The organism is Nocardia sp. NPDC004168 (genome assembly GCF_040610355.1).
GTDB lineage: Bacteria > Actinomycetota > Actinomycetes > Mycobacteriales > Mycobacteriaceae > Nocardia > Nocardia sichangensis.
The window spans coordinates 16,226-35,886 of record NZ_JBEXME010000013.1; the positions used below are offsets into that span (position 1 = coordinate 16,226).

Sequence of the window (19,661 nt, forward strand, 5' to 3'; positions counted from 1 at the left end):
ACAACACACAAATCGCGGCGGATTCGCAACCTTTGGGTGTTCATAGAGCTAACCATACCCCGTTCCGCCGATCGGCCTGCCGAGGCGACGGCTACGGTCGCAGCGCTCGCTCGCACGCCATCAGCTGGGCAGCCCCAGCCGATCGGCGATCGTGCCGAGGATGCGATGCAGGTCGGCACGCTCGGCGGCGGTGAGATCCGTGGTGGTCTCGGCGTCGATCGCCCGCGCGGCGTCGAGGCATTTGCGCAGTAGTGCGCGGCCGTGCGGGGTCAGGTTCAGATTCTGACGGCGGCGATCCTTCGGGTCTCGCAACCGTTCGATGGCCCCGAGGGACTCGAGGTGGTCGGCCAGCGCGACGACCAGACTCGGCGCGACGCGCAGTAGCTGTGCCATCTCCATCTGCGATGTCGGTCCGTTGGCCGCCAACACATTCAACATCCCGGCATGCTTCGGCTTGAGCTCGAGACCCGACACATCGGCGCTGAAGCGGTCGGTCAGGAACGCGCCCAGCAGTCCGAGCCGGAAGCTGAGGGTCTCCGGCAGCTTTTCCGCCTTGACGTTCTTCATGGCGAGCATAATACTGAACCTAAATCAGTCACGGTCTGAATGATTTTTGGAGTGAAAGATGCAGGACGAGAAGCTCAATCGAACCGCGGTCGTTGTCAATGCGATCGGCGCGGCCACCGCCGTGGCATTCAGCGTCGCGGCACTGGTCGATCCGACCGCCGCGATCTCGATCGGCGCGGACTCGCCCGGGATCGATCTGTATGCCCAGGCGTACGCGGCCCGGGCGATCCCGCTGGGTGCCGCACTGCTGTTCAGCCTGGCCGGCCGCCGCAAGAGGGCACTCCTACCGCTGCTCACCGTGTCGGGCGCGGTACAGCTCGGTGACGTCGCCATCGGCGCCGCGCAGGGAATTCCGGGCATGATGGCAGGCGGAAGCGCGCTCGCGCTCGTTCACCTCGCCACCGCGGGGCATTTGGTTCTCCGCAGGAGCCGCTTCGCCACAGCCGCAGCCTGAGCCGAGACTTCGGCGTGAGTCGGACATGCTCGGCGAAGCCGAGGTCGGCGACGACGGAAATCTCGGTTCGGATGGCTCGTGTCAGCAATCTCCGAGGAAACTTCTGTGGCAGGGTGGTCGGCTGTGCAGACAATCCTGATCACGGGGGCGACATCGGGTATCGGGCTGGAGTCGGCTCAGCAGCTGGCGGCGCAAGGGAATCGGCTCGTGTTGGTGGGGCGGAATCCGGAGAAGCTCTCCGCCGCGGCGAAGCTGGTCCGAGGCGCGGGGGCGGCGGGAGTCGACACGCTGGAGTGCGATTTCGCGTCGCAGTCGTCGGTCCGTCAGCTGGCGAAGGAGGTTTCGTCCGCCTACGACCGGCTGGATGTGCTGGCCAACAACGCAGGTGGCTACCACAAGGCCAGGAGCGAGACCGTGGACGGCATCGAGGCCACGTTCGCCGTCAACCATCTCGGTGGTTTCCTGCTCACCGAACTGCTGACGGATCTGATGGTGCGCAGCGCCCCGTCGCGCATCGTGTTCACCTCGTCGGTCATGCAATTCGGCGCCACCATGGATTTCGCCGATCTGGAGTTCCGGGAGAGTTATTCGGGAGAAAGGGCATACAGCCGGTCCAAGCTGGCGAACGTCCTGTACGCCCGGGCGCTGGCGCGGCGTCTGGAGGGAACCGGCGTAACGGTCAACGCCTTTCACCCCGGTGCGGTGGCAACCGGGATCTGGGATTCGATGCCGTGGTTCGGGCAACCCTTCGTGGCGCTCGCCAAGCGATTGTTCATGATCTCCGCCGCGGAAGGAGGACGAGCGCTGACCTACCTGGCCGCCGACCCGGAAGTCGCCGCGGTCAGCGGCTGCTACTTCCAGAACAACCGCGTCAAGGCGCCGTCCCGCCTCGCGCAGGACGACGCACTCGGGCAGCAGTTGTGTGAAGTCAGCGCCGCTCTGGTCGGACTCACCGGGTAGGCGCACACGACCAGCGACACCGTTATCGCTGAGCAACACGACAATCGACGCCGACTGAAGCGGAAGGCAGGGGAGCATGATCCGTACTCGTTTCGAGTCGATCGGCGCGTACACGCCGACGACTGTCCGCTCCACCGAGGATCTGATCGCCGAGCTGGCCGTGCCGCGGTCGCTGGACCTGGAGCGCATCACCGGGATCAAGAATCGTCGTGTCTACGACTCGGATCCGGACCGGTACGAATCGTCCTTCGAGCTGGCGTTGCACGCGATCGAGGACTGTCTGTGGCATTCCGGGTATCGCGCCGACGAATTGGACGTCGTCATCTCGGCCTCCATCACGCGTACTCGCGGCGCGGGAATCTTCTGCTACGCACCGTCTTTCGCGCTCATGCTCGGCAATGCGATCGGCGCGAACGCGGCTCGGCACTTCGATGTCTCCAATGCCTGCGCCGGGATGATCACCGGAGTGATGGTGCTCGATCGCATGATCAAGGCCGGTGCGGTGCGCAACGGCCTGGTGGTCAGCGGCGAGCAGATCACGCCGATCGCCGAGACGGCGCTGCGCGAGATCAGCCGCCCCTACGACCCGCAATTCGCGGCGTTGACGGTCGGTGACGCCGCGGTCGCGGTTGTGCTCGACGACCGGGGCGACGACGAGGACGAACTGCACTATGTCGAGCTGATGACCGCGGCCGACGGCGCCGAGCACTGCATCGGAATGCCCAGCGACCGCACCGGCGGCATCGCGATGTACACCGACAACCGCGCCATGCAGAACGAAGCCCGGTATCGGCAGGGCATCGACCGTATGGCCGACTTCCTCGCCGAGACCGGACGCACCTGGGAGAGCGAGAAATACGACTACTGGATCCATCATCAATTCAGCGCGCCGGCCATCGAGTACATCTCGGACCTGACCGAACGGCATTTCGGCACGCCGATGCCGCAGGCCCTCAACGTGCTGCACGACTACGGCAATACCGCTTCGACCTCTCACTTCCTGGTCCTGCACGAGCATCTCGCACAACAGAAGGTTCCGAAGGGATCCAAGATTCTGATGATCCCCGCGGCATCGGGCATCGTCTCCGGGTATCTCGCCGCGACCATCTCGCGTTTGGCGGCATGAGCATGGCGACGACGATCGTCTCGGCCGCGACGAACCGCGACCTCGACACCGGCAGCTACCTCGAACTGGCCACTCGCGCGGCACTGGCCTGCGTCGAGCGCTCGGAGGTCGGCCTGCACGAGATCGGGATGCTGATCAACGGGGGCGTCTTCCGGGACAGCAATATCTCCGAGCCGGCGGTGTCGGCCCTCATCCAGAAGCGGATCGGCCTCGGGCTCACGTATGCGGCCGGGCGCGTCCCGGTTCTGTCCTTCGACCTGATGCACGGGGCCTGCGGCCTGCTGCACGCCATCGCGACCGCCGACACCTTCCTCGCCACCGGCACGGTTCGGTACGCGTTGCTCGTCGCGGGCGACACCCACCCCTCGACCGAGCGCCACGTCGCCGATTTCCCCTACAGCGCCAGCGGCGCCGCCCTGTTGCTCGGAACCTCGCCTGCCACAGGAGGATTCGGGCGGCTGCACACGCGCGACACCACCGGCCCGGTCGGCCCCATCGCCTGGGTGCCGCTGAACGATGTCGGCGCCGACGGTCGCAGCGCGATCCGCGTTCGTACCGGTGCGGAGGACCGGGTGGATTCGGCGGCCGAGGTGGTGCGTGCCTGTCTGGACTCCGAAGGGCTCGACGGCCGCCACTTCGCCGAAGGACACGCGCTGCTGCTGGCGCCCGACCAGGCCGCCGACTTCCGCGTCCGCTTGGCCGGCGCGCTCGCCATTCCGTCGCGGTCGGTCGTCGGTTTCGACGCCTCGATCGGAGATCCCTACACCGCGGGGCCGGTACACGCCTACCTCCATGCGCGGGAAACGGGCCTGCTCGACACCGCGCGCATAGTGGTCTTCCTGGCAGTGGACGGAGCATCGGCAGCCTGTCTGACCTACAGACCGCGGTCGGCGTCGCCCACGTGCGGCGAATCGGGCGGTGGAACCGCGCAGGCCGGGACACCGACCGGCTCCGGTACCGAGCCGGTTGTAGTCGCTCGGCAGTAGGACGCACATGAGCGGGTGCCGCGCCGAGCAGCGTTCGAGCGTGGGCGACGGTCGCATCCGATGCGCGGGTGTCCATGCCGTGGACGCGAGGGCGCGAACCGCTACATCCGAGGCTCGCGACGCTCGTGGGCCGCGACGGGCTCACGAATCCGCCATGCGGTGCGTCGGTGCGGCCGTCACTCCAGCCGACAGCAGTTTCTCGGCCAGCGTGCGGGCGCGGTGCGCGAGCTCGGGCGGGTCGAGTATCTCGAAGTCGTGCCCCAGCAACAGCACATGCATGAGCACGAAGTCCAGGCTGTGGTCGGCTCCGCTGCGGACCTCGCAACGCCCGCTGCCGCACGGCCGTACGACGGCCGCCGACGCCGGAATCTGCGCGCGCACCGTGTCGGCGGAGGCGTGCACGAGGAATCGGGCCCGCAGTGGGTAGACCCGGTTCGCCACGCCTTCCTGCACGTAGGCCGCCGCCTCGGGCGCCGCGCGTGGTCGGAAGCGCCACGTCCGCGCGGCCACCTCGGTCATCCGGTCGACACGGAAGCTGCGCCAGTCCGCACGATCGAGGTCGAAGGCCAGCAGGTACCAGCGCCGGTCGGAGGCGACCAAGCGGTAGGGCTCGACCCGCCGCCGGCGCACCCGGTCTCCGGCGGGATAGTCGAAACCGGCCTCGACCTCGTCGCGGCAGGCTCTGGCCAGCGTCATCAGCACGTCGGGGTCGACCGGCGGGTGACCTCCGCCGAAGGACTCCACCGAGCCGGAGAGTGCCTGCACTTCGTGCCGCAAACGGGTGGGCAGCACCCGGTCGAGTTTGGCCAGCGCCCGGAGCGCGACATCCCCGGCGCCCGCGACCGCGGCGCCCGCGCCGCCGAGGAGCGAGACCGCGGTGACGATCGCTTCCTCGTCGTCGAGCAGCAGCGGCGGCAGCTCCTGTCCCCGGCCGAGCTGATAGCCGCCGCCGACGCCGTGACAGGCGTGCACCGGATAGCCGAGCGTACGCAGGCGCTCGACATCGCGCCGTACCGTGCGCGGCGTGACGCCCAGCCGCTCCGCGAGCTCGCGCGCGGTCCAGACCTGGCGTTGCTGCAGCAGTCCGAGCAGGGTCAGCACCCGCTCGGTCGTGCCCCGCTCGGTACCGCTCGCCGCTTCCATGTCGCTCAGCCTGCCAGAAATAGCGGACCGATTCTGTCCGCTAGGGGTGCCAGGGTGGGCGGCATGAACGCAGACGCACTCGACTGGAACAGGACACTGCGCGAGCAGTGGGAAGCCCACTGGAACGATCAGCTACGCGACCGGCTCCACGGTCTCACCGACGACGAGTACTTCTGGTCTCCGGTACCGGACGCCTGGAGCGTGCGACCGCGCGGCAGTTCGACGGCGCCCGTGCAGGCGGGGGCCGGGGACTTCACGATCGACTACGCCTTCCCGAATCCGGTCCCCGCGCCGTTCACCACGATCGCCTGGCGGCTCGGTCACGTCATCGTCGGCGTGCTCGCCGCGCGCAACGCGACCCATTTCGGCGCGCCGGCGGCCGCGTACGAAACATGGGAATACGCGGGCGACGCGGCCACGGCGCTCGACCAGCTCGAAGCCCAGCTCGACGTCTGGCTGACCGGAGTGCGTGGTCTCGGCGACGCCGGACTCCGGGTCCCGATCGGCCCGAACGAGCCCTTCCCCGAGGCGCCCATGGCCGATCTGGTGCTGCACATCCACCGTGAGCTGATCCACCACCTGTCCGAGGTCTGCCTGATCCGCGACCTCTATACGCACTCCGAGGCTGTCAGGAAACCCATGATCACGAAGACGACCCACCTCGACCCCGAAGAACTGCATCACAACCCGGCCTTCACACAGGGCGTGATCGCGCCCGCTGCCCAGACGGTCTATGTCGGCGGTCAGCTCGGCACCGACAGCACGGGAGAACTGCTGGACGGCTTGGAAGCGCAGACCATCCAGGCCATGCGCAACGTACTGACCGTGCTGGCGTCTGCGAATACCGGTCCCGAACACGTCGTCAAACTCACGATCTACCTTGTCGCCGGGGCCGACGCACAGGCGGGATACGCGGCGGCGCGAAAAGTGTGGGGCGACCACCGCACCGCCATCACGGTCGTCTCCACCGCGGGACACGCTCGCCCCGGCGCGCTGGTGGAGATCGATGCGATAGCGACCATCCCCGAATAGCCGCGCCTGTGGCCGATTCGCCGTGCGGTCGGGCATCGCCGCGCGGTCTCGGGTGCCGAACCGGGTCGGGCCGGTTCGGAGAGATGGGCCGCTTCGCGGACTCCGGCGTTCAGCGGTGCGCCGCGCGGTCGGCGCTGATCTGGGAGGCGACGATGCGGACCAGATCGCCCAGTGCGATCTCCACGTCCGCGAGGTGCAGGCCCCAGGTCGCGTCCGGGACGGCGTACAGCTCGGCGCTGCCGGGTTCCGGCGTCGCCAGTAGCGCCGTCGCGTCGCCGTCGCGGACGCATTGGAGCCGGTACTTCTCGGCGGGGACCAGCCACGGAGTCGGCGCGGCGACGGCGGACGGCCCGTGGCGCAGCGCCAGTTCGGCGGCGAGTGGGCTGGGCACGGGACCGGTGCGGAGCACGGTGGCCGCGGTGCGGGACTCGTTGCCGCTCAACGAAGTCGGATTGGTGCAGGCGACCTCGTAGTCCGGGCCGTACGGACGCGGCAGCGGCTCAGGGGTCGTCGGGTTGCGGCCGAATCGGCTGTCCGGGGGCGGGGTCGCGCCGAAGGTCTGCCAGGCCAGGACGCACCGTGTCTGCTGTTCGCCGCGGCACAGCGGAAGGTGCTGGAAGTCGCCGCCGACGTCACCGTTCTTCGGCACCACCACATTGCCACCCAGCAGGATCGCCGACAGGATCCGCTCGCGCACCGCCTTTTGCGGGTCGATCTCCTCCCGGATCAGTTGGCGCAGCATGCGCGCACCCTGCGAATGCCCGAGAAGGACGATCGGCCTTCCGCTTTCGCGCTCCGCGAGGAACTGCCGCCACGCGCGCAGGACGTCCTCGTACGCGATACGCGCCATCTCGGCGCGCTCGTCGGGGGAGTACGCCCGTTCCCGCGCCAGCGCGGTGAGGGTCCGCTGCCGGTACACCGGCGCGAAGACCTGACAGACCTGGGAGAATCGGGCGGCCTGCTGTTCGGCCACCGCCCGCACCTCTCGGGTCACCGCAGTGTCGGAGTTGGGTGTGGGCTCCAACGACACCGTCGGATACACATAGAAGCAGTCCACCCCGGAATCCTCAGCAGGCGTAGGGTCTTCCCGCACATCGGGTTGCCCCGCCTGCCGCACCGTGGTCGCCGAGCTGCCTCGGCAGGGGTCGTCCGCTCGATCCGGCCTGCACAACCACACGACACCGGTGTCACCGGCCGGGTCCGCCACCGCGCCGACCGACGATCCCGCCAGCACTCCGACTCCGCACACGACGGATGCGACCACCCGCCGCCACCGACTGTCCCGCATAGCGCATACCTCGCTTTTCCGCGCCCGACCGTTGAGGACGGCCTCGCCACACCGGGATCGGCCGTTCGGTCACCTTCGACGGCGTCAGCCTAATGGCGAACGCGTCGGTTCACGCACGCATCACCTCGGACGGCGGAGATCTCGCTCGCCGTGGCGGATGGCTCCGACAGCGGTCAGGCCCGCCGGGTAAGTCGGCCGCCGCCGTTGCGGAAACGCGCTCGGCCGTCACGGATGTCGTGGAAGGAGACGAGCAGCAGTCGCAGGTATCCGTCGAACGTCTCGAACGGGTATCCGGCGGGCGCGAAAAGGCCGGGCCGGATCGGCACGTACCGTTGCGGAGGGGCGGTGGTCGTGCCCCCGGCGAACTCGGTGAAGATCCGCTCCTGCGATGCGTCCGCCGGTTCGTAGGTCACGCGCTCCTCGAGTTGGCCGTCGACGACGCCGACCTCGACGCGCAGCTGATCGGAACGGTAGGTGCCCACGTAGGGTGTGAGATCGATGTCCTGCGCCGATTCGGTGATCAGGGTGGGGATCCGAACGCCGAGGTGTTCGCTCAGCAGCCAGCGCAGGATCTGGTCGTGCAGCATGATCGCCCCCGGGGTGTTGCCGAAGGCGGTGAACACGAGGTCGTGCTCGGGCACGACGCACAGAATGGACACGCCGCCGGGTGACGCGCCCGACATCGCGAGGACGATCGTGTCGCCGAACGGATACCGCACCCAACCCAGGCCCATCGGGGGGACGTTCGGGGTGGCCATGTCGTGCGAGACCTGTTGCATCAGTGCGGTCGACCCGGCCGAGAGGACGCGCGTTCCGGAAGGGGACACACCGCCCGCGAGATGGATGCGTCCGAAGGCGAGCAGGTCGGCGACGGTGCCGATCGGCGTGCCGCCGGCCGGTCCCCAGGTGTCGGGCAGTGTGAACATTCCGGTGGGCTCGGCCGCCATGGTCTCGGGGTCCGGGAAGTGCCCGATGGCGGTGCTGCGCAGGATCGCCCGTTCGGCCGACGTGCTGGAGTCGGTCATGCCGACAGGTGCGTAGACATCGCGCTCGAGCAGGTCGGGGAAGGACAGACCGGTCACCACCTCCAGCAGGCGGCCCGCGACGATCATGCCGCCGTTGGAGTAGCTGAGCTGCTCGCCGGGCTCGAACAGGACACCGCAATTGCGCGCGAGACCCTCGACATAAGTTTTCAGGGAGTCGCGCCCTTTCGCATCGGGGAAGAACAAGTCCGCATCGATGCCGTTGGTATGCGAAATGAGGTGGCGAACCAGGATCTTCTCCGCGGCGCCCGGCGCGGTCAGGGCGAACTCGGGCAGGTACCGCACCACCGGCGCGTCCAGATCGAGCAGCCCGCGCTCGACCTGTTGGAGGACCAGCGTGGTGGTCAGCACCTTGGTCACCGAGCCGAAGAGGAACCCGGTGTCCGCGCGCATCGGCGCCCCGGTGGCGACGTTCGCGGTGCCGTGGGCGACGACGATCTGCTCGCCCGCACGGTAGACGCCCGCGACGAATCCGGGGACTTCGTTGGACAGGCAGTAGGCGGCGATCTGCTCGCGAATCCGGGCTTCGGCGGTGTGCAGTGCGTTGTTGTTCATGCCGACCACCGTCCAACCTTGCCCCAGGGGCAAGGTCAAGCCCGTGCGACGGAGTCCATTCCCGCCTCGGCCTTACGTGGCGGCGTGGCGGGGTGCGGGGCGCAGATGGCGAGGCGCTCGCGCCGGTGGTCGACGTAATCGACGACATGTGCGCCGTGTCGAAACCGAACGCCGCCAACGTAGACGTGCGTGTCGTGGCGCATCTGGTGCGGGCGCAGTGTTGCACATCCAGAAGAATGTCCATCAACATGATCCGGGCGACAGGCTGCTCATATGGAGCTATTTCCTGCTGATATCCAAGTTGCCGGTCCGCATCTCTCGATACCCCTTCCGTATATGGAAGAATATCGACTAACATACGGCGCGGATCTCGTTGACTGGCGCGTGCGGCCGGACGCCGCTTCCGGTGGTGTCCGATGCGTGTGCGGAGGCGTGGATCGAATCGAAAGGATGCATCGACGCATGCTCAAGAAGCTGGACCGAATACTCGGTTACGAGATGAAGGTCTCCGAGTTCCTCGGCACTCTCATCATCATTGGCGTTCCCTACGGCCTGGCCGGGGTGATCTGGACGCTCACGCACACCGGTCATCTGCGCGATATGCACGGCATCGATCTGCTGATGTCGTTCCTGGGATCGATCGTGTGCTGGCCCGTGCTGACCTTCTCGAATGTGTGCATGACCTGATGATGGCTTTGGTGTGGCTCATCGACGTTCTCGTGATCGTGGTCAAGGTCCTCGGTGGGCGGATGAAGGTCAATCCCGTGCTCCGCTTCGGGCTGTGGGTGGCCGTACTCGGTCTTTTCCTGGCCGGCTGCGCGGTGCTCGCCGCACTCGCGGTGCTGCTGCAACGTTGGCTGGAGGCCATCGCCTAGCGGCTTCGCTGACTCGGCTCTGGTCGTCCGAGTGCAGAATAGAGGATTACTTACCATCGGGAGTCGCTTTCCGAAGTGGTCATCTATGTGCAGTGGTCGCACGTATGCGCAGGATAAAGGCGGTATCTGCCGAGGTCCTTGATATGGACCGTGTGCTTCGGCGGATGCTGATGACTGGAATAATGAATCACTTGTAACTTGTCTGACGTCTGTGAGGTGTGCAACACTTCACCCGCTCCGCGCCATCGAAGGGGCGGCCGCCGGCGCGGTGGACGAGAAATCGGAAAGGAACGGCTACCGGTGACTGCCTCGTTGCGAACGCCAGCCGACAAGCAACCGCCACTGGAACCGGGCGAGCTCGGGAAGATGATCGACAGCGCTTCGGGCTTGTGGCGGCGCCACCCCCAGCGGTCGCTGGAAACACTGGGCAGGCAGGTCACTCTGGGCCGCGAAGCCTTCGTCCAGCTGTTCGTCTCACTGGTGCGGGCACGATTCCCGTACCGGGAATTCATCAAGCAGTGCGCCTTCATGGCCAACGTGTCGGCGGCGCCGACGGTATTCGTGGCCATCCCGATCGCCGTCGTGGTATCCATCCAGGTCGGCGCGCTCGTGAATCAAGTCGGCGCAACGACATTCATCGGCGCGGTCGCCGGATTGGGCATCATCCGCCAGGGCGCTCCGCTGGTGTCGGCGTTGATGGTCGCCGGTGCGGTCGGTTCGGCGATCTGTGCCGATCTGGGATCGCGAACCATCCGGGAAGAGATCGACGCGATGATGGTGATGGGCGTCGATCCGGTACGCCGCCTGGTCGCGCCCCGGCTCGCGGCGGCGGTGCTGGTGAGCGTCCTGCTCTGCGGATTCGTCGTGTTCGTCGGATTCGCCACCGCGTACATGTTCAACGTGTACGCCCAATCCGGTACGCCGGGCTCGTTCATCAGCTCGTTCGCGTCCTTCGCGGTGGCGAACGATCTGATCATCGCCTTGGTCAAGGCCGCGATCTTCGGTGTGCTGACCGCGGTCATCGCCTGTGATATCGGCTTGCACGCGCACGGCGGCCCTGGCGGTGTCGCGAACGCGGTGAACTCGGCGGTGGTCAGCTCGGCGCTGATGTTGTTCGCCACCAACATCATTCTCACTCAGCTGTACAACACGCTCTTTCCGGCGAAGGTGGTGTGAGCATGGCGAGCAGCTACACACCTCCGGCGCTGCGGCCCCTGCATGCCGCCGGGAAAGTCGCGCTGGCGCCTGTGCACGCCAATCGGCGTGTGGGGCATCAGGCCATCACGTTCTTCCAGGCGCTGATCGCCATCCCGTTCGTCCTGAAGCACTATCGCCGTGAGGTGGCTCGGCTGACGGCCGATGTCGGCTGGGGCAACGGCTCGCTCATCGTGGGCGGCGGCACGATCGGTGTGGTCGTCATCCTGTGCGCGTTCGGCGGCATCATCGTCGGCATGGAGTCGTTCACGGCTCTTAATCTGCTGACGATGTCTCCGCTCACCGGAGCGATCTCCGGATTCGCGACCACTCGCGAACTCGCGCCGATCCTCGCGACCTTGGCTTTCGCCATCCAGGCGGGATGCCGGTTCACCGCTCAACTGGGCTCGATGCGCATCTCCGAGGAGATCGACGCGCTGGAATCCATCGCCATCCGCCCGCTGCCGTATCTGATCAGCACCCGCATGATCGCCGCGACCCTGACCATCATCCCGCTCTACAGCATCGGGCTCGCCACCGCCTACCTGGCCACCAAGATCACGGTGCTGTTCTTGGGCGGCACGGCGGCGGGCACCTACGATCACTACTTCTTCCAGTTCCTGATCGGCCCGGACGTCTTCTTCTCGCTGCTCAAAGTAGTGGTGTTCGTGCTGCTTTCGACGTTCATCCAGTGTTACCACGGCTACGTCGCCACCGGTGGCCCGGAAGGCGTCGGGGTCGCGGCCGGGCGCGCCATCAAGATGGTGATCGTCGTGATGGTGTTCGCGAATCTCTTTCTCACGCTGACGATCTGGGGCATCGATCCCGGATTCCGGATCTCGGGGTAAGGCCGACGATGATTCTTGACCCCAGTGGTCGCGGACCGACCGCGAGACAGCTCACCCTCGCCGGGTTGGCGGTGCTGACGACGGTCGCGGTCCTGCTGTACCTGCTCGCGCTGCGCTACACCGGCTACTTCGAGGACAAGGTCCCGGTGACCGTGGAGCTCACCAGCACCGGCGACGGCTTGCCCGGGCGGGCGGACGTCAAATTCCGCGGCATGGTCGTCGGCCGGGTGGCCGCGGTGGACGTGGTGGCCCGCGGCGCCCGGCAGCAGGCGCGCGTGGATCTGAAACCGGGTGTCGCCTCGACCATTCCGGTGAACGTGACGGCCAGGGTGATCCCGAACAACCTGTTCGGCGTCACGGCGATCGAATTCGTCGACAACGGCCCTGAACCGGAAACGCTGCGCGCAGGCGCCACCATCGCGGAGGACACCAGCAGCGAGACGGTGGCGTTGCAGACGACGTTGAATGTGCTGCGGAACGTGCTCGAGAACATCCAACCGGAGAAATTGGGCCGGGTGCTGGCCACTCTCGCGGCCGCGCTGGATCCCGCGGCGCGTGCGCCCGGCTCGACGGTGGAGCGCCTGGACAACTGGCTGACCGAAATTCGGGCGACGCCCGGCATCGACGCGCTGCTCGGTGACCTCGGGCGGGCATCGATCGCGTTGAGCCAGTCGGCTCCCGAACTGGTCGGGGTGCTGTCGGAGTCGGTGACCACCGCCCGCACGCTGGCCGAACGACGGTCGAAGCTCATCGACTTGCTGGCCACCGGTAACGCGACGGTCGACTCGGTCAACGCACTGTTCGCCCGCAACCCCGACGCGGGCAAGTTCCTCGTGTCCGGTCTGGACGACCTGTTCGGCGGGTTGGCCAAGGATCCCGAGGCCATTCCGTACACGGCCGCGAATCTGAACGTGGCCCTGCGACGGCTGGCGACCACGTTCCACTTCGGTCCGTCCAAACAGATGGTGTGGCAGATGGATGTCTCGTTCACGCCGTTCCAGCAGTACACGGCGAAGGACTGCCCGCACTACGGCGACCAGTACGGTCCCCGCTGCGGAGGCGCCACGGTGCCCGAGGTGGCGCCGGAGCAGAACTACCCGCCGCAGCTGATGCCGAAGTGGCTCGACGCGGCGGGGCCCGCACCCGTACCGGTCGCGCCCGCGCCGCTGGGCGCGATGGGGCTGGTGCTGCCGGGCCTGCCCGCGATTCCCGGTCTCCCGTTCATCCCGGGTCTGCCGTCCGTCCCCGGCCTTTCGCCGAGCGCCGTGGCACCCGGCGAGCCCGGCCCGCAGAGTCCGGGCCCCGAGGCGCGGCCCATCGCGCTGCGCGGTTCCGACGCCGTGGCGGCGATCGTGGGAGGGCGGCCGACCGTGGCCCAGTACCTGCTGCTGACTCCGGTGCTGGCGGGCGGATCGGTCACCGTGACCGCCGCCGACGAGGGAGGGGCGCGCCGATGAGATCAGGCAAGGCGCTGGCGGGATTCAGCTTGTTCGCGGTGCTGGCGATCGCGCTCACCGTCACCATCTGGTCCACGTTGCAGCGGTCGGTCACCGGGGATACCCAGCGCTACTCGGCGGTCTTCTCCGACGTGCTCGGCCTGCGCGTCGGGGACGACGTACGCATGGCAGGCGTGCGGGTCGGTCGCGTGGACAAGATCGACTTCACCGACGGCTACCGCGCCGAGGTGGAGTTCCGGATCGATGCGCGCCAGCATCTCACCACCACGACGAAGGCGCTGGTGCGCTACCAGAATCTGATCGGTCAGCGCTATATCGCCCTGGCGCCGGGCAAGGAAGCCGGCGCCGTCGTCGCGGCGGGCGCGCGGATTCCGCTGGAGCGAACCGAACCGTCGTTCGACGTGTCCGCGTTGTTGTCCGGCTTCGAGCCGTTGTTCAGCGTGCTGCAACCCGATCAGGTCAATTCCCTGTCCGAGACGTTGATCCAGGCCCTGCAAGGCAACCAGGTGTCGCTCAGCAGCCTGATCACCCAAGCCGCGGATCTGGCGGGCACTTTCGGGCAGCGGGACAAGATCCTGGGGGAGGTCCTGAGCAACCTGAGCTCCGTGATCGGCGGCCTGGCCAATCGCAGCGGCGAGCTGGAGACGCTGCTCACCCAGGCCAGGGCGCTGGTCGAGGCGCTCTACTCGCAAGGCGAGAGTCTGAAGCAGTCGGTGGACCGCGTCGCGCACACGACCGACTCGCTGACCCAGCTGATCATGCAGGTCAAGCCAGGTTTGTCGAAGGCGCAGAACGATGCCACCACAGGTGTGGCGTTGCTGCTGCTCAACGGCGCTTCCTTGGACCGGGCTGCGGTCGAACTGCCCGCCGTACTCAACGGTGTCGCGCGCTTCACCAGCAACGGCGCCTACGGCAACGCGTATTTGTGCAGCCTCGACGTGTCGTTGTGGGGCGTGCTGTTGCCTCCTGGACTGTTCTCCCAGGTGGGCGGCAACTCGCATTCGGAGGTGTGCCGATGAGCAAGCGCATTCCGTGGCCGGGATTCCTGCGGAACCGGTATCTGCGACTCGGCCTGGTCGCCGCCGCGACGGTGGCCGCTCTGTTGATCGGCTCCAGTGTCCTGACCCAGGCCCGGTTGGGCGACAAGACGATTCACGCCGAATTCGCCCAGGCCGCAGGTTTGCGTCCCGGCGCGACGGTGGATGTGTCGGGAATCGAAGTGGGTGCGGTGCGCGCGGTCCGGCTCGAAGGCACCAAGGTCGTGGTCGATCTCAAAGTGCGTCGCGATCTCCGTCTCGGCCCCGACGCGCGTGCGGCGATCAAGATGTCGACGATTCTCGGCCGCCTGCACGTGGACCTGGTGCCAGGAGACGGAAAGGGCCTGCCGGGCAATCGCATCCGCATCGAGAACACGTCGGTGCCGTACAACCTGAGCAAGGTCATCCAGGACCCGAAGTACAAGAACTCCTTCGAACGCATCGAACGCCTCGATCCGCAGAAGCTACGCCAGGCGCTCGACCTGGTCGACCAGCAGATGGGGGATTCCCCGCAGCTGGCGGTCCAGGCGCTCGACAGCATCGGCGCGCTCGCCAAGGTCGTGACCGATCGCCGCGACGAAGTGGACTCGCTGCTGAAGAGCATGGACCAGGTGTCCCAGCTGGTCTCGGACAACCAGAACAGCGTGCTGTTGCTGCTGACCCGCGGCGAGGCGATCGGCAACGCCGTCCAGCAGCGACAGGAGCTGTTGAAACAGTTGCTCGACAACGTCGCGGCCCTGTCGAGATTGCTCCAGGAGATGGGTCTGGAGAACAACGGCCAGCTCGGGCCGCTGATCCACGACCTGAACACCATGTCCGAGGGATTGGTCAAGAACCGCGACAATCTGGACCGGCTCTACGAGAACATGCCGATCGCTCTGCGGCAGTTCAACAACGCCGTCGGCAACGGTCCGTACGGCGACGTCTGGGCGCCGTGGTTCTTCCCGGACAACTGGCTGTGCTTCGCTCGAGCCGTACAGGGGTGCAATTGATGAGAACACGACGATTCGCGCAGCTCGGCGTGCTGATCGTGGCCGCGCTGGTCACCGCGAGCTGCGCGCTCGTACCGGACAGCCTGACCGCGCTGCCGCGGCAGTACCTCGGCGAGCGCATCCGCATCAGCGCCGATTTCGAGAACGTCGCCGGGCTGTACGCGGGCAACGAGGTCGCGGTGCTGGGCGTTCCGGTCGGCCGGGTCGACACCGTGGAGGCCAAGGGCAGCTACGTCCAGGTCACCATGAGCCTGGAACAGGGAACCAAGGTCCCGGCCGATGCCATCGCCGCCTTGGTGTCGCCGCAGCTGATCACCAATCGGCATGTCGAACTCGCCCCCGCGTACAGCGGGGACGGGCCGCTGCTCACCGACGGGACGCACATCCCGCTGGCCAGGACGCGCACACCGGTCGAACTCGACCGCATCCTGCAGAATTTCGACCAGCTCGGCGCCGCGCTCAAAGGCGACGACCGGAACGGTCCGATGGCCAGCCGTGTCCTGTTCCCGCTCTTGGACGGCAACGGCGACAGACTGCGCGCGACCCTGGACGCGCTGTCCTCGGCGTTCGAGGTGACCTTCGCCAACAAGGACCAGATCTCGAACACGATCATCAAACTCAACGAGATCACGCAGATCATCGCCCAGAACGACCAGACGGTACGTGATTTCAGCGGCCGCCTCACCGAACTGGTGCAGCTGATGGGCGACCAGGCGCCCGGTCTGCAGGCGGTGCTGCGGCAGTTGGACCAGTTCGTCGCCAACACCGCCACGCTGGTCGGCGAGAACTCCGATCAGCTCGCCGGTGCGCTGGAGCGATTCACGACCATCACCGAACAGATGCGGGCCAACGCCCGCGGTCTCACCGAGATCGTCGACGTCGGGCCGTTGCTGTTCGAGAACTTGTCCAACGCGGTCAGCCGGGAGCACCAAGCGCTGCGCCTGCACGCGCTGACCGACAAGGTCCTGCTCGACAACGAGGTCGTGTCCCAGTTCTGCGAACGCGTCCAGATGCGCCTGGATGGCTGCCGCACCGGGAAAATCCAGGACTTCGGGCCCGACTTCGGCCTCACCGCGGCACTACTGGGGATTTCGAAATGACCGGAACGAACCCGCTTCGACGCACCGCGGTGGCGGCGGCGTTGGTCGCGGTCATGGGCACCGCGACCGGCTGCGGCGTGACGGTGGCGAATCTGCCGATGCCCAAACCGGGTATCGGAGCCCCCGGCTACACCATTCGCGCGGCCTTCCGTGACGCGCTCAATCTGCCCGATCACGCGCACGTGAAGATCGGTGGCACCGATATCGGCGTCGTCACCGCGATCAGCACGACCAACTTCATCGCGGAGGTGGAAATGCTGATCAGGGAGGACATCCAGCTGCCACGCGGTACCACCGCGGAGTTGCGTCAGGCGACGCCGCTCGGCGACATCTTCGTCGCGATGACGTTGCCCGCGGCCACATCCGGCGGCGAGAATCTGCGCGCCGGTGACGTCATCGGAACCGAGCACACGTCGGCGGCCGCGTCCGTCGAGCAGCTGATGATGTCGGTCTCGATGTTGATCAACGGCGGCGGCATCAACCAGGCCGCGAAGATCACCTCCGAGATGGATTCGATGTTCGCGGGCCGCGCGCCACAACTCGCGCACCTGCTCAGCGAACTGACCGGTGTCATCGCCGCGCTGAATCAGCGCACCGGCGACATCGACAGCGTCCTGACCGGCCTCAACGTGCTCACCGGTGAATTGGCCAGGCGGAAGGCCGAGTTGGGCGACGCCGCGGATACCTTCCCCGGGCTGCTGGCTCTGCTCGCGGAGAACAACCAGTCCATCGTGGACCTGCTCGACAAAGTCTCGACCACGATGACCGCGCTCGGCGATTTCACCGAGACGACCGGCCCGCAGGCGGTCAGCTTGTTCGACAGCATCCAGCGGTTGATGGCGGGTTTCACCCAGATGGGCGACGACCTGGACGGAACGTTGAACGGCCTGCACACCATCTATCCCTCGCTGATGGCGAGCCTCGACGGGCCCGCCCTGGCCGTCGCCGCGACGGTGTCCTACCTCAGCGTCGGGGCCTTGACCGATCCCAGCGGCAGCAGGCTGCCCGAGATCGGCGACGTGCCCGCGTTCATCGGCAGCTTGGCGCAGGTGATCGAGAAGGTGATCGGCCGGGTCACCAGCCCGCCACAGCAACCTCAGCAGCCCCAGCAAGGAGGAGAGCGATGAATCCCCCCTTGTGGCGATGGCTGGTCCGCCGCCGTGTCGCGGTGGCGAACTTCGGATTGATCGTGGTGCTGATCCTCGGCGCGGCCTATCTCGGCGCCGAAGTCCTGCGGTTCGATCCGCTACGCGACGACTACACGGTGACTGTGGAGTTGCAGTCGTCCGGTGGCTTGTCGGCGGGCAACGACGTCACCTTCCGCGGCACCAGGGTCGGCAAGGTCCGCGAGGTGAAAGTCGCGGGCAGCGGCGTCGCGGCCGTGGCCGAGATCGACTCCGCTGCCGAGATTCCCGTGGGCGGCACGGTCGCCGTCGGCCGGTTGTCGGCGGCGGGCGAGCAGTACCTGGACTTCCGCCCGGATTCCGACACCGGCCCCTACCTCACCGACGGCGCGCTGGTGGAACGCTCCCAGACGACCGTGCCGGTGAGCGTGCAGTCGGTGCTGACCGATCTCAGCGGCTTCATCGGGGGATTGAACCCGGACCGGTTGAACGTGATCGTCGACGAACTCGACAAGGCGCTGGCCGGAGGCCCCGACCAGTTGCGCAACATGGTGTCGGGCATCAGTCGCGCCATGGCCGGGCTGACCGACCTGCTGCCGCAGACACGTCAGCTGATCGAAAACCTCGAAGTGATCGCGGAGACGACCTCGCATGCGCAACCGGACCTCGCGACACTCACGCGCACGGGCGGCGTGCTGTTCGAGCAGCTGACCGCGGCGGATCTGGAAGTACGTCACCTCCTGGACGAAGGGCCCGCCCAGCTCGGCACGCTCGGCGGCTTCGTGTCCCGCACCCAGGATCCCATCACGAACCTGGTGACGAACTTCGTCGCGATCACCAAGGCGGCCAAGCTGCGCGCCCCGGCGATCGCGGCACTGTTCCCCGCGTTGCGGGTCGGCTCGGAGGCGCTGGGCATACCCGCCCACGACAACGCCTTCTACACCCTGGTCGACATCTGGCCGCGCCCCACATGCGAATACGACACCATCCCGGTGGTGCCCACGGACAAGATGACCGACACCCGAGTCCGGCTCTACAACTACTGCGTCACCAACGATCCCGCCCTGCAGGTGCGTGGTTCGGCGAACGCGCCGCGTCCCGGCATTCCGGACAACGGGGCCGCCCGGCCGCCCGGTGTCCATGGCGACGAACTGTCCCGCCCGGTCCCCGGCAACTAGGAGATTTCCGATGAAGAATGAAGACGTCGATCCGCCCGCCGAAACCGGCTCGCGCGCAACGCAAGCGGATGAGAAGGACGCCGAGTCCGTGCGCACCGGCTCCGCGGGCACGACTGCGCCGGACGCGAATCCCGCCGGAACCGGCACAGCGAAATCCGGTGATCGGTGGCGCTGGCTGCGCGGTCTGCCGATCCGCCGTCCCGGTCCGATCGCCCTGCGTTCGGCGGCCGCGATCCTCGTGGGTGTGTCGGTGGCGTCGGCCGGTTACTGGTACGTCCAGGATCACAACAGCAAGAATCTGCTGGCGGCACAGGAAGACGCACGCGCCGCGGCCTGCAGGTACGCGCCCGTCCTGGCGAACTACGACTCGAAGAATCTCGACGCCTACTTCGCCGCCGTCAGCGACGGCGCCACCGGCGACTGGAAGAAACAATTCGAGTCCACCAGCACGGAGCTGCGTGCGGTGCTCGGCGAAGGCCAGGTCACTTCGGCCACGCGCGACGTGCAGTGCGCGATTCGCGCCGGTGACGAACACTCCGCCGAAGCGATCGTGGTCATCGGCCAGACCATCACCAGTCTCGGCACCAAGGGCAAGCCCGCGCCGGGGCAATTGTCGATGGTGATGCGCTTGGAGAAGGTCGGGGACAGGTGGCTGGTGAACAAGGTCAACTCGCCGTTGACATTACCCGCGCAACCGTGACG

General features: G+C 67.1%; 20 protein-coding genes and 1 pseudogene. 17 read left to right on the forward strand and 4 right to left on the reverse strand.

What is annotated here, in order from left to right; genetic code table 11:
• Positions 1–120: 120 nt before the first annotated feature.
• On the reverse strand, positions 121–567 hold the full coding sequence (locus ABZW96_RS22550; RefSeq protein WP_355077420.1) for a MarR family transcriptional regulator: 447 nt from the start codon (positions 565–567) through the stop codon (positions 121–123).
• A 58-nt stretch (positions 568–625) separates the two neighbouring features.
• Here ABZW96_RS22550 and ABZW96_RS22555 point away from each other — a divergent pair, with 58 nt between their 5' ends.
• The 4 genes from ABZW96_RS22555 (at position 626) to ABZW96_RS22570 (ending at position 4,093) form a co-directional block, all read left to right on the forward strand.
• On the forward strand, positions 626–1,021 hold the full coding sequence (locus tag ABZW96_RS22555; protein WP_355077422.1) for a hypothetical protein: 396 nt from the start codon (positions 626–628) through the stop codon (positions 1,019–1,021).
• A gap of 123 nt (positions 1,022–1,144) precedes the next feature.
• Complete coding sequence (locus tag ABZW96_RS22560) at positions 1,145–1,981, forward strand: SDR family oxidoreductase (RefSeq protein WP_355077423.1); 837 nt, start codon at positions 1,145–1,147, stop codon at positions 1,979–1,981.
• Positions 1,982–2,057: 76 nt separating this feature from the next.
• Positions 2,058–3,107, forward strand: a complete 1,050-nt coding sequence (locus ABZW96_RS22565) for a 3-oxoacyl-[acyl-carrier-protein] synthase III C-terminal domain-containing protein (protein WP_355077425.1) — start codon at positions 2,058–2,060, stop codon at positions 3,105–3,107.
• Positions 3,104–4,093 (forward strand): hypothetical protein, encoded by a 990-nt coding sequence (locus ABZW96_RS22570; protein ID WP_355077426.1) that lies wholly within the window; start codon positions 3,104–3,106, stop codon positions 4,091–4,093. Before ABZW96_RS22565 ends, ABZW96_RS22570 begins: the two co-directional genes overlap by 4 nt.
• Before the next feature lie 141 nt (positions 4,094–4,234).
• Here ABZW96_RS22570 and ABZW96_RS22575 read toward each other — a convergent pair whose 3' ends face one another.
• Entirely contained in the window at positions 4,235–5,236 is a 1,002-nt protein-coding gene (locus ABZW96_RS22575) for a YafY family protein (RefSeq protein ID WP_355077428.1), read from the reverse strand.
• A 63-nt stretch (positions 5,237–5,299) separates the two neighbouring features.
• On the opposite strand from ABZW96_RS22575, the pseudogene ABZW96_RS22580 reads away from it, so the two are divergent.
• Both ABZW96_RS22580 and ABZW96_RS22585 read left to right on the forward strand, forming a co-directional pair.
• Positions 5,300–5,878, forward strand: a pseudogene (locus tag ABZW96_RS22580) (DinB family protein); the annotation flags it as partial.
• Positions 5,876–6,268 (forward strand): RidA family protein, encoded by a 393-nt coding sequence (locus ABZW96_RS22585; protein ID WP_355077678.1) that lies wholly within the window; start codon positions 5,876–5,878, stop codon positions 6,266–6,268. The pseudogene ABZW96_RS22580 and the gene ABZW96_RS22585, both read left to right, overlap by 3 nt.
• A 109-nt stretch (positions 6,269–6,377) precedes the next feature.
• On the opposite strand, the gene ABZW96_RS22590 is transcribed toward ABZW96_RS22585, so the two are convergent.
• Together ABZW96_RS22590 and ABZW96_RS22595 are read right to left on the reverse strand one after the other, a co-directional pair.
• On the reverse strand, positions 6,378–7,556 hold the full coding sequence (locus ABZW96_RS22590) for a DUF3089 domain-containing protein (RefSeq protein ID WP_355077430.1): 1,179 nt from the start codon (positions 7,554–7,556) through the stop codon (positions 6,378–6,380).
• Positions 7,557–7,729: 173 nt separating this feature from the next.
• The gene (locus tag ABZW96_RS22595; protein ID WP_355077431.1) at positions 7,730–9,154 is read right to left on the reverse strand and encodes a serine hydrolase domain-containing protein; all 1,425 of its coding nucleotides are present in this window, start codon (positions 9,152–9,154) and stop codon (positions 7,730–7,732) included.
• A gap of 462 nt (positions 9,155–9,616) precedes the next feature.
• Between ABZW96_RS22595 and ABZW96_RS22600 the strand changes: the two genes are divergently transcribed.
• From ABZW96_RS22600 to ABZW96_RS22650, 11 genes are all read left to right on the forward strand, one after another.
• Positions 9,617–9,841 (forward strand): hypothetical protein, encoded by a 225-nt coding sequence (locus tag ABZW96_RS22600; RefSeq protein WP_195080102.1) that lies wholly within the window; start codon positions 9,617–9,619, stop codon positions 9,839–9,841.
• Entirely contained in the window at positions 9,841–10,029 is a 189-nt protein-coding gene (locus tag ABZW96_RS22605) for a hypothetical protein (RefSeq protein ID WP_355077433.1), read from the forward strand. Before ABZW96_RS22600 ends, ABZW96_RS22605 begins: the two co-directional genes overlap by 1 nt.
• A gap of 366 nt (positions 10,030–10,395) precedes the next feature.
• Positions 10,396–11,205, forward strand: coding sequence for an ABC transporter permease (locus ABZW96_RS22610; protein ID WP_355077680.1), 810 nt, complete (start codon positions 10,396–10,398; stop codon positions 11,203–11,205).
• Positions 11,206–11,207: 2 nt separating this feature from the next.
• Entirely contained in the window at positions 11,208–12,071 is an 864-nt protein-coding gene (locus ABZW96_RS22615) for an ABC transporter permease (RefSeq protein ID WP_355077435.1), read from the forward strand.
• Positions 12,072–12,079: 8 nt separating this feature from the next.
• Positions 12,080–13,528 (forward strand): MCE family protein, encoded by a 1,449-nt coding sequence (locus tag ABZW96_RS22620; RefSeq protein ID WP_355077437.1) that lies wholly within the window; start codon positions 12,080–12,082, stop codon positions 13,526–13,528.
• Positions 13,525–14,547: an MlaD family protein gene (locus tag ABZW96_RS22625; protein ID WP_355077439.1), complete on the forward strand. Its 1,023-nt coding sequence runs from the start codon at positions 13,525–13,527 to the stop codon at positions 14,545–14,547. Before ABZW96_RS22620 ends, ABZW96_RS22625 begins: the two co-directional genes overlap by 4 nt.
• Positions 14,544–15,557: an MCE family protein gene (locus tag ABZW96_RS22630; protein ID WP_355077441.1), complete on the forward strand. Its 1,014-nt coding sequence runs from the start codon at positions 14,544–14,546 to the stop codon at positions 15,555–15,557. The genes ABZW96_RS22625 and ABZW96_RS22630 overlap by 4 nt, the downstream gene beginning before the upstream one ends.
• Positions 15,557–16,657 (forward strand): MCE family protein, encoded by a 1,101-nt coding sequence (locus tag ABZW96_RS22635; RefSeq protein WP_355077443.1) that lies wholly within the window; start codon positions 15,557–15,559, stop codon positions 16,655–16,657. The genes ABZW96_RS22630 and ABZW96_RS22635 overlap by 1 nt, the downstream gene beginning before the upstream one ends.
• Positions 16,654–17,784, forward strand: a complete 1,131-nt coding sequence (locus tag ABZW96_RS22640; RefSeq protein ID WP_355077445.1) for an MCE family protein — start codon at positions 16,654–16,656, stop codon at positions 17,782–17,784. Before ABZW96_RS22635 ends, ABZW96_RS22640 begins: the two co-directional genes overlap by 4 nt.
• The gene (locus ABZW96_RS22645; protein ID WP_355077447.1) at positions 17,781–18,959 is read left to right on the forward strand and encodes an MlaD family protein; all 1,179 of its coding nucleotides are present in this window, start codon (positions 17,781–17,783) and stop codon (positions 18,957–18,959) included. The genes ABZW96_RS22640 and ABZW96_RS22645 overlap by 4 nt, the downstream gene beginning before the upstream one ends.
• 10 nt (positions 18,960–18,969) lie before the next feature.
• Positions 18,970–19,659, forward strand: coding sequence for a hypothetical protein (locus ABZW96_RS22650; RefSeq protein WP_355077449.1), 690 nt, complete (start codon positions 18,970–18,972; stop codon positions 19,657–19,659).
• The last annotated feature ends 2 nt before the right edge of the window (positions 19,660–19,661 follow it).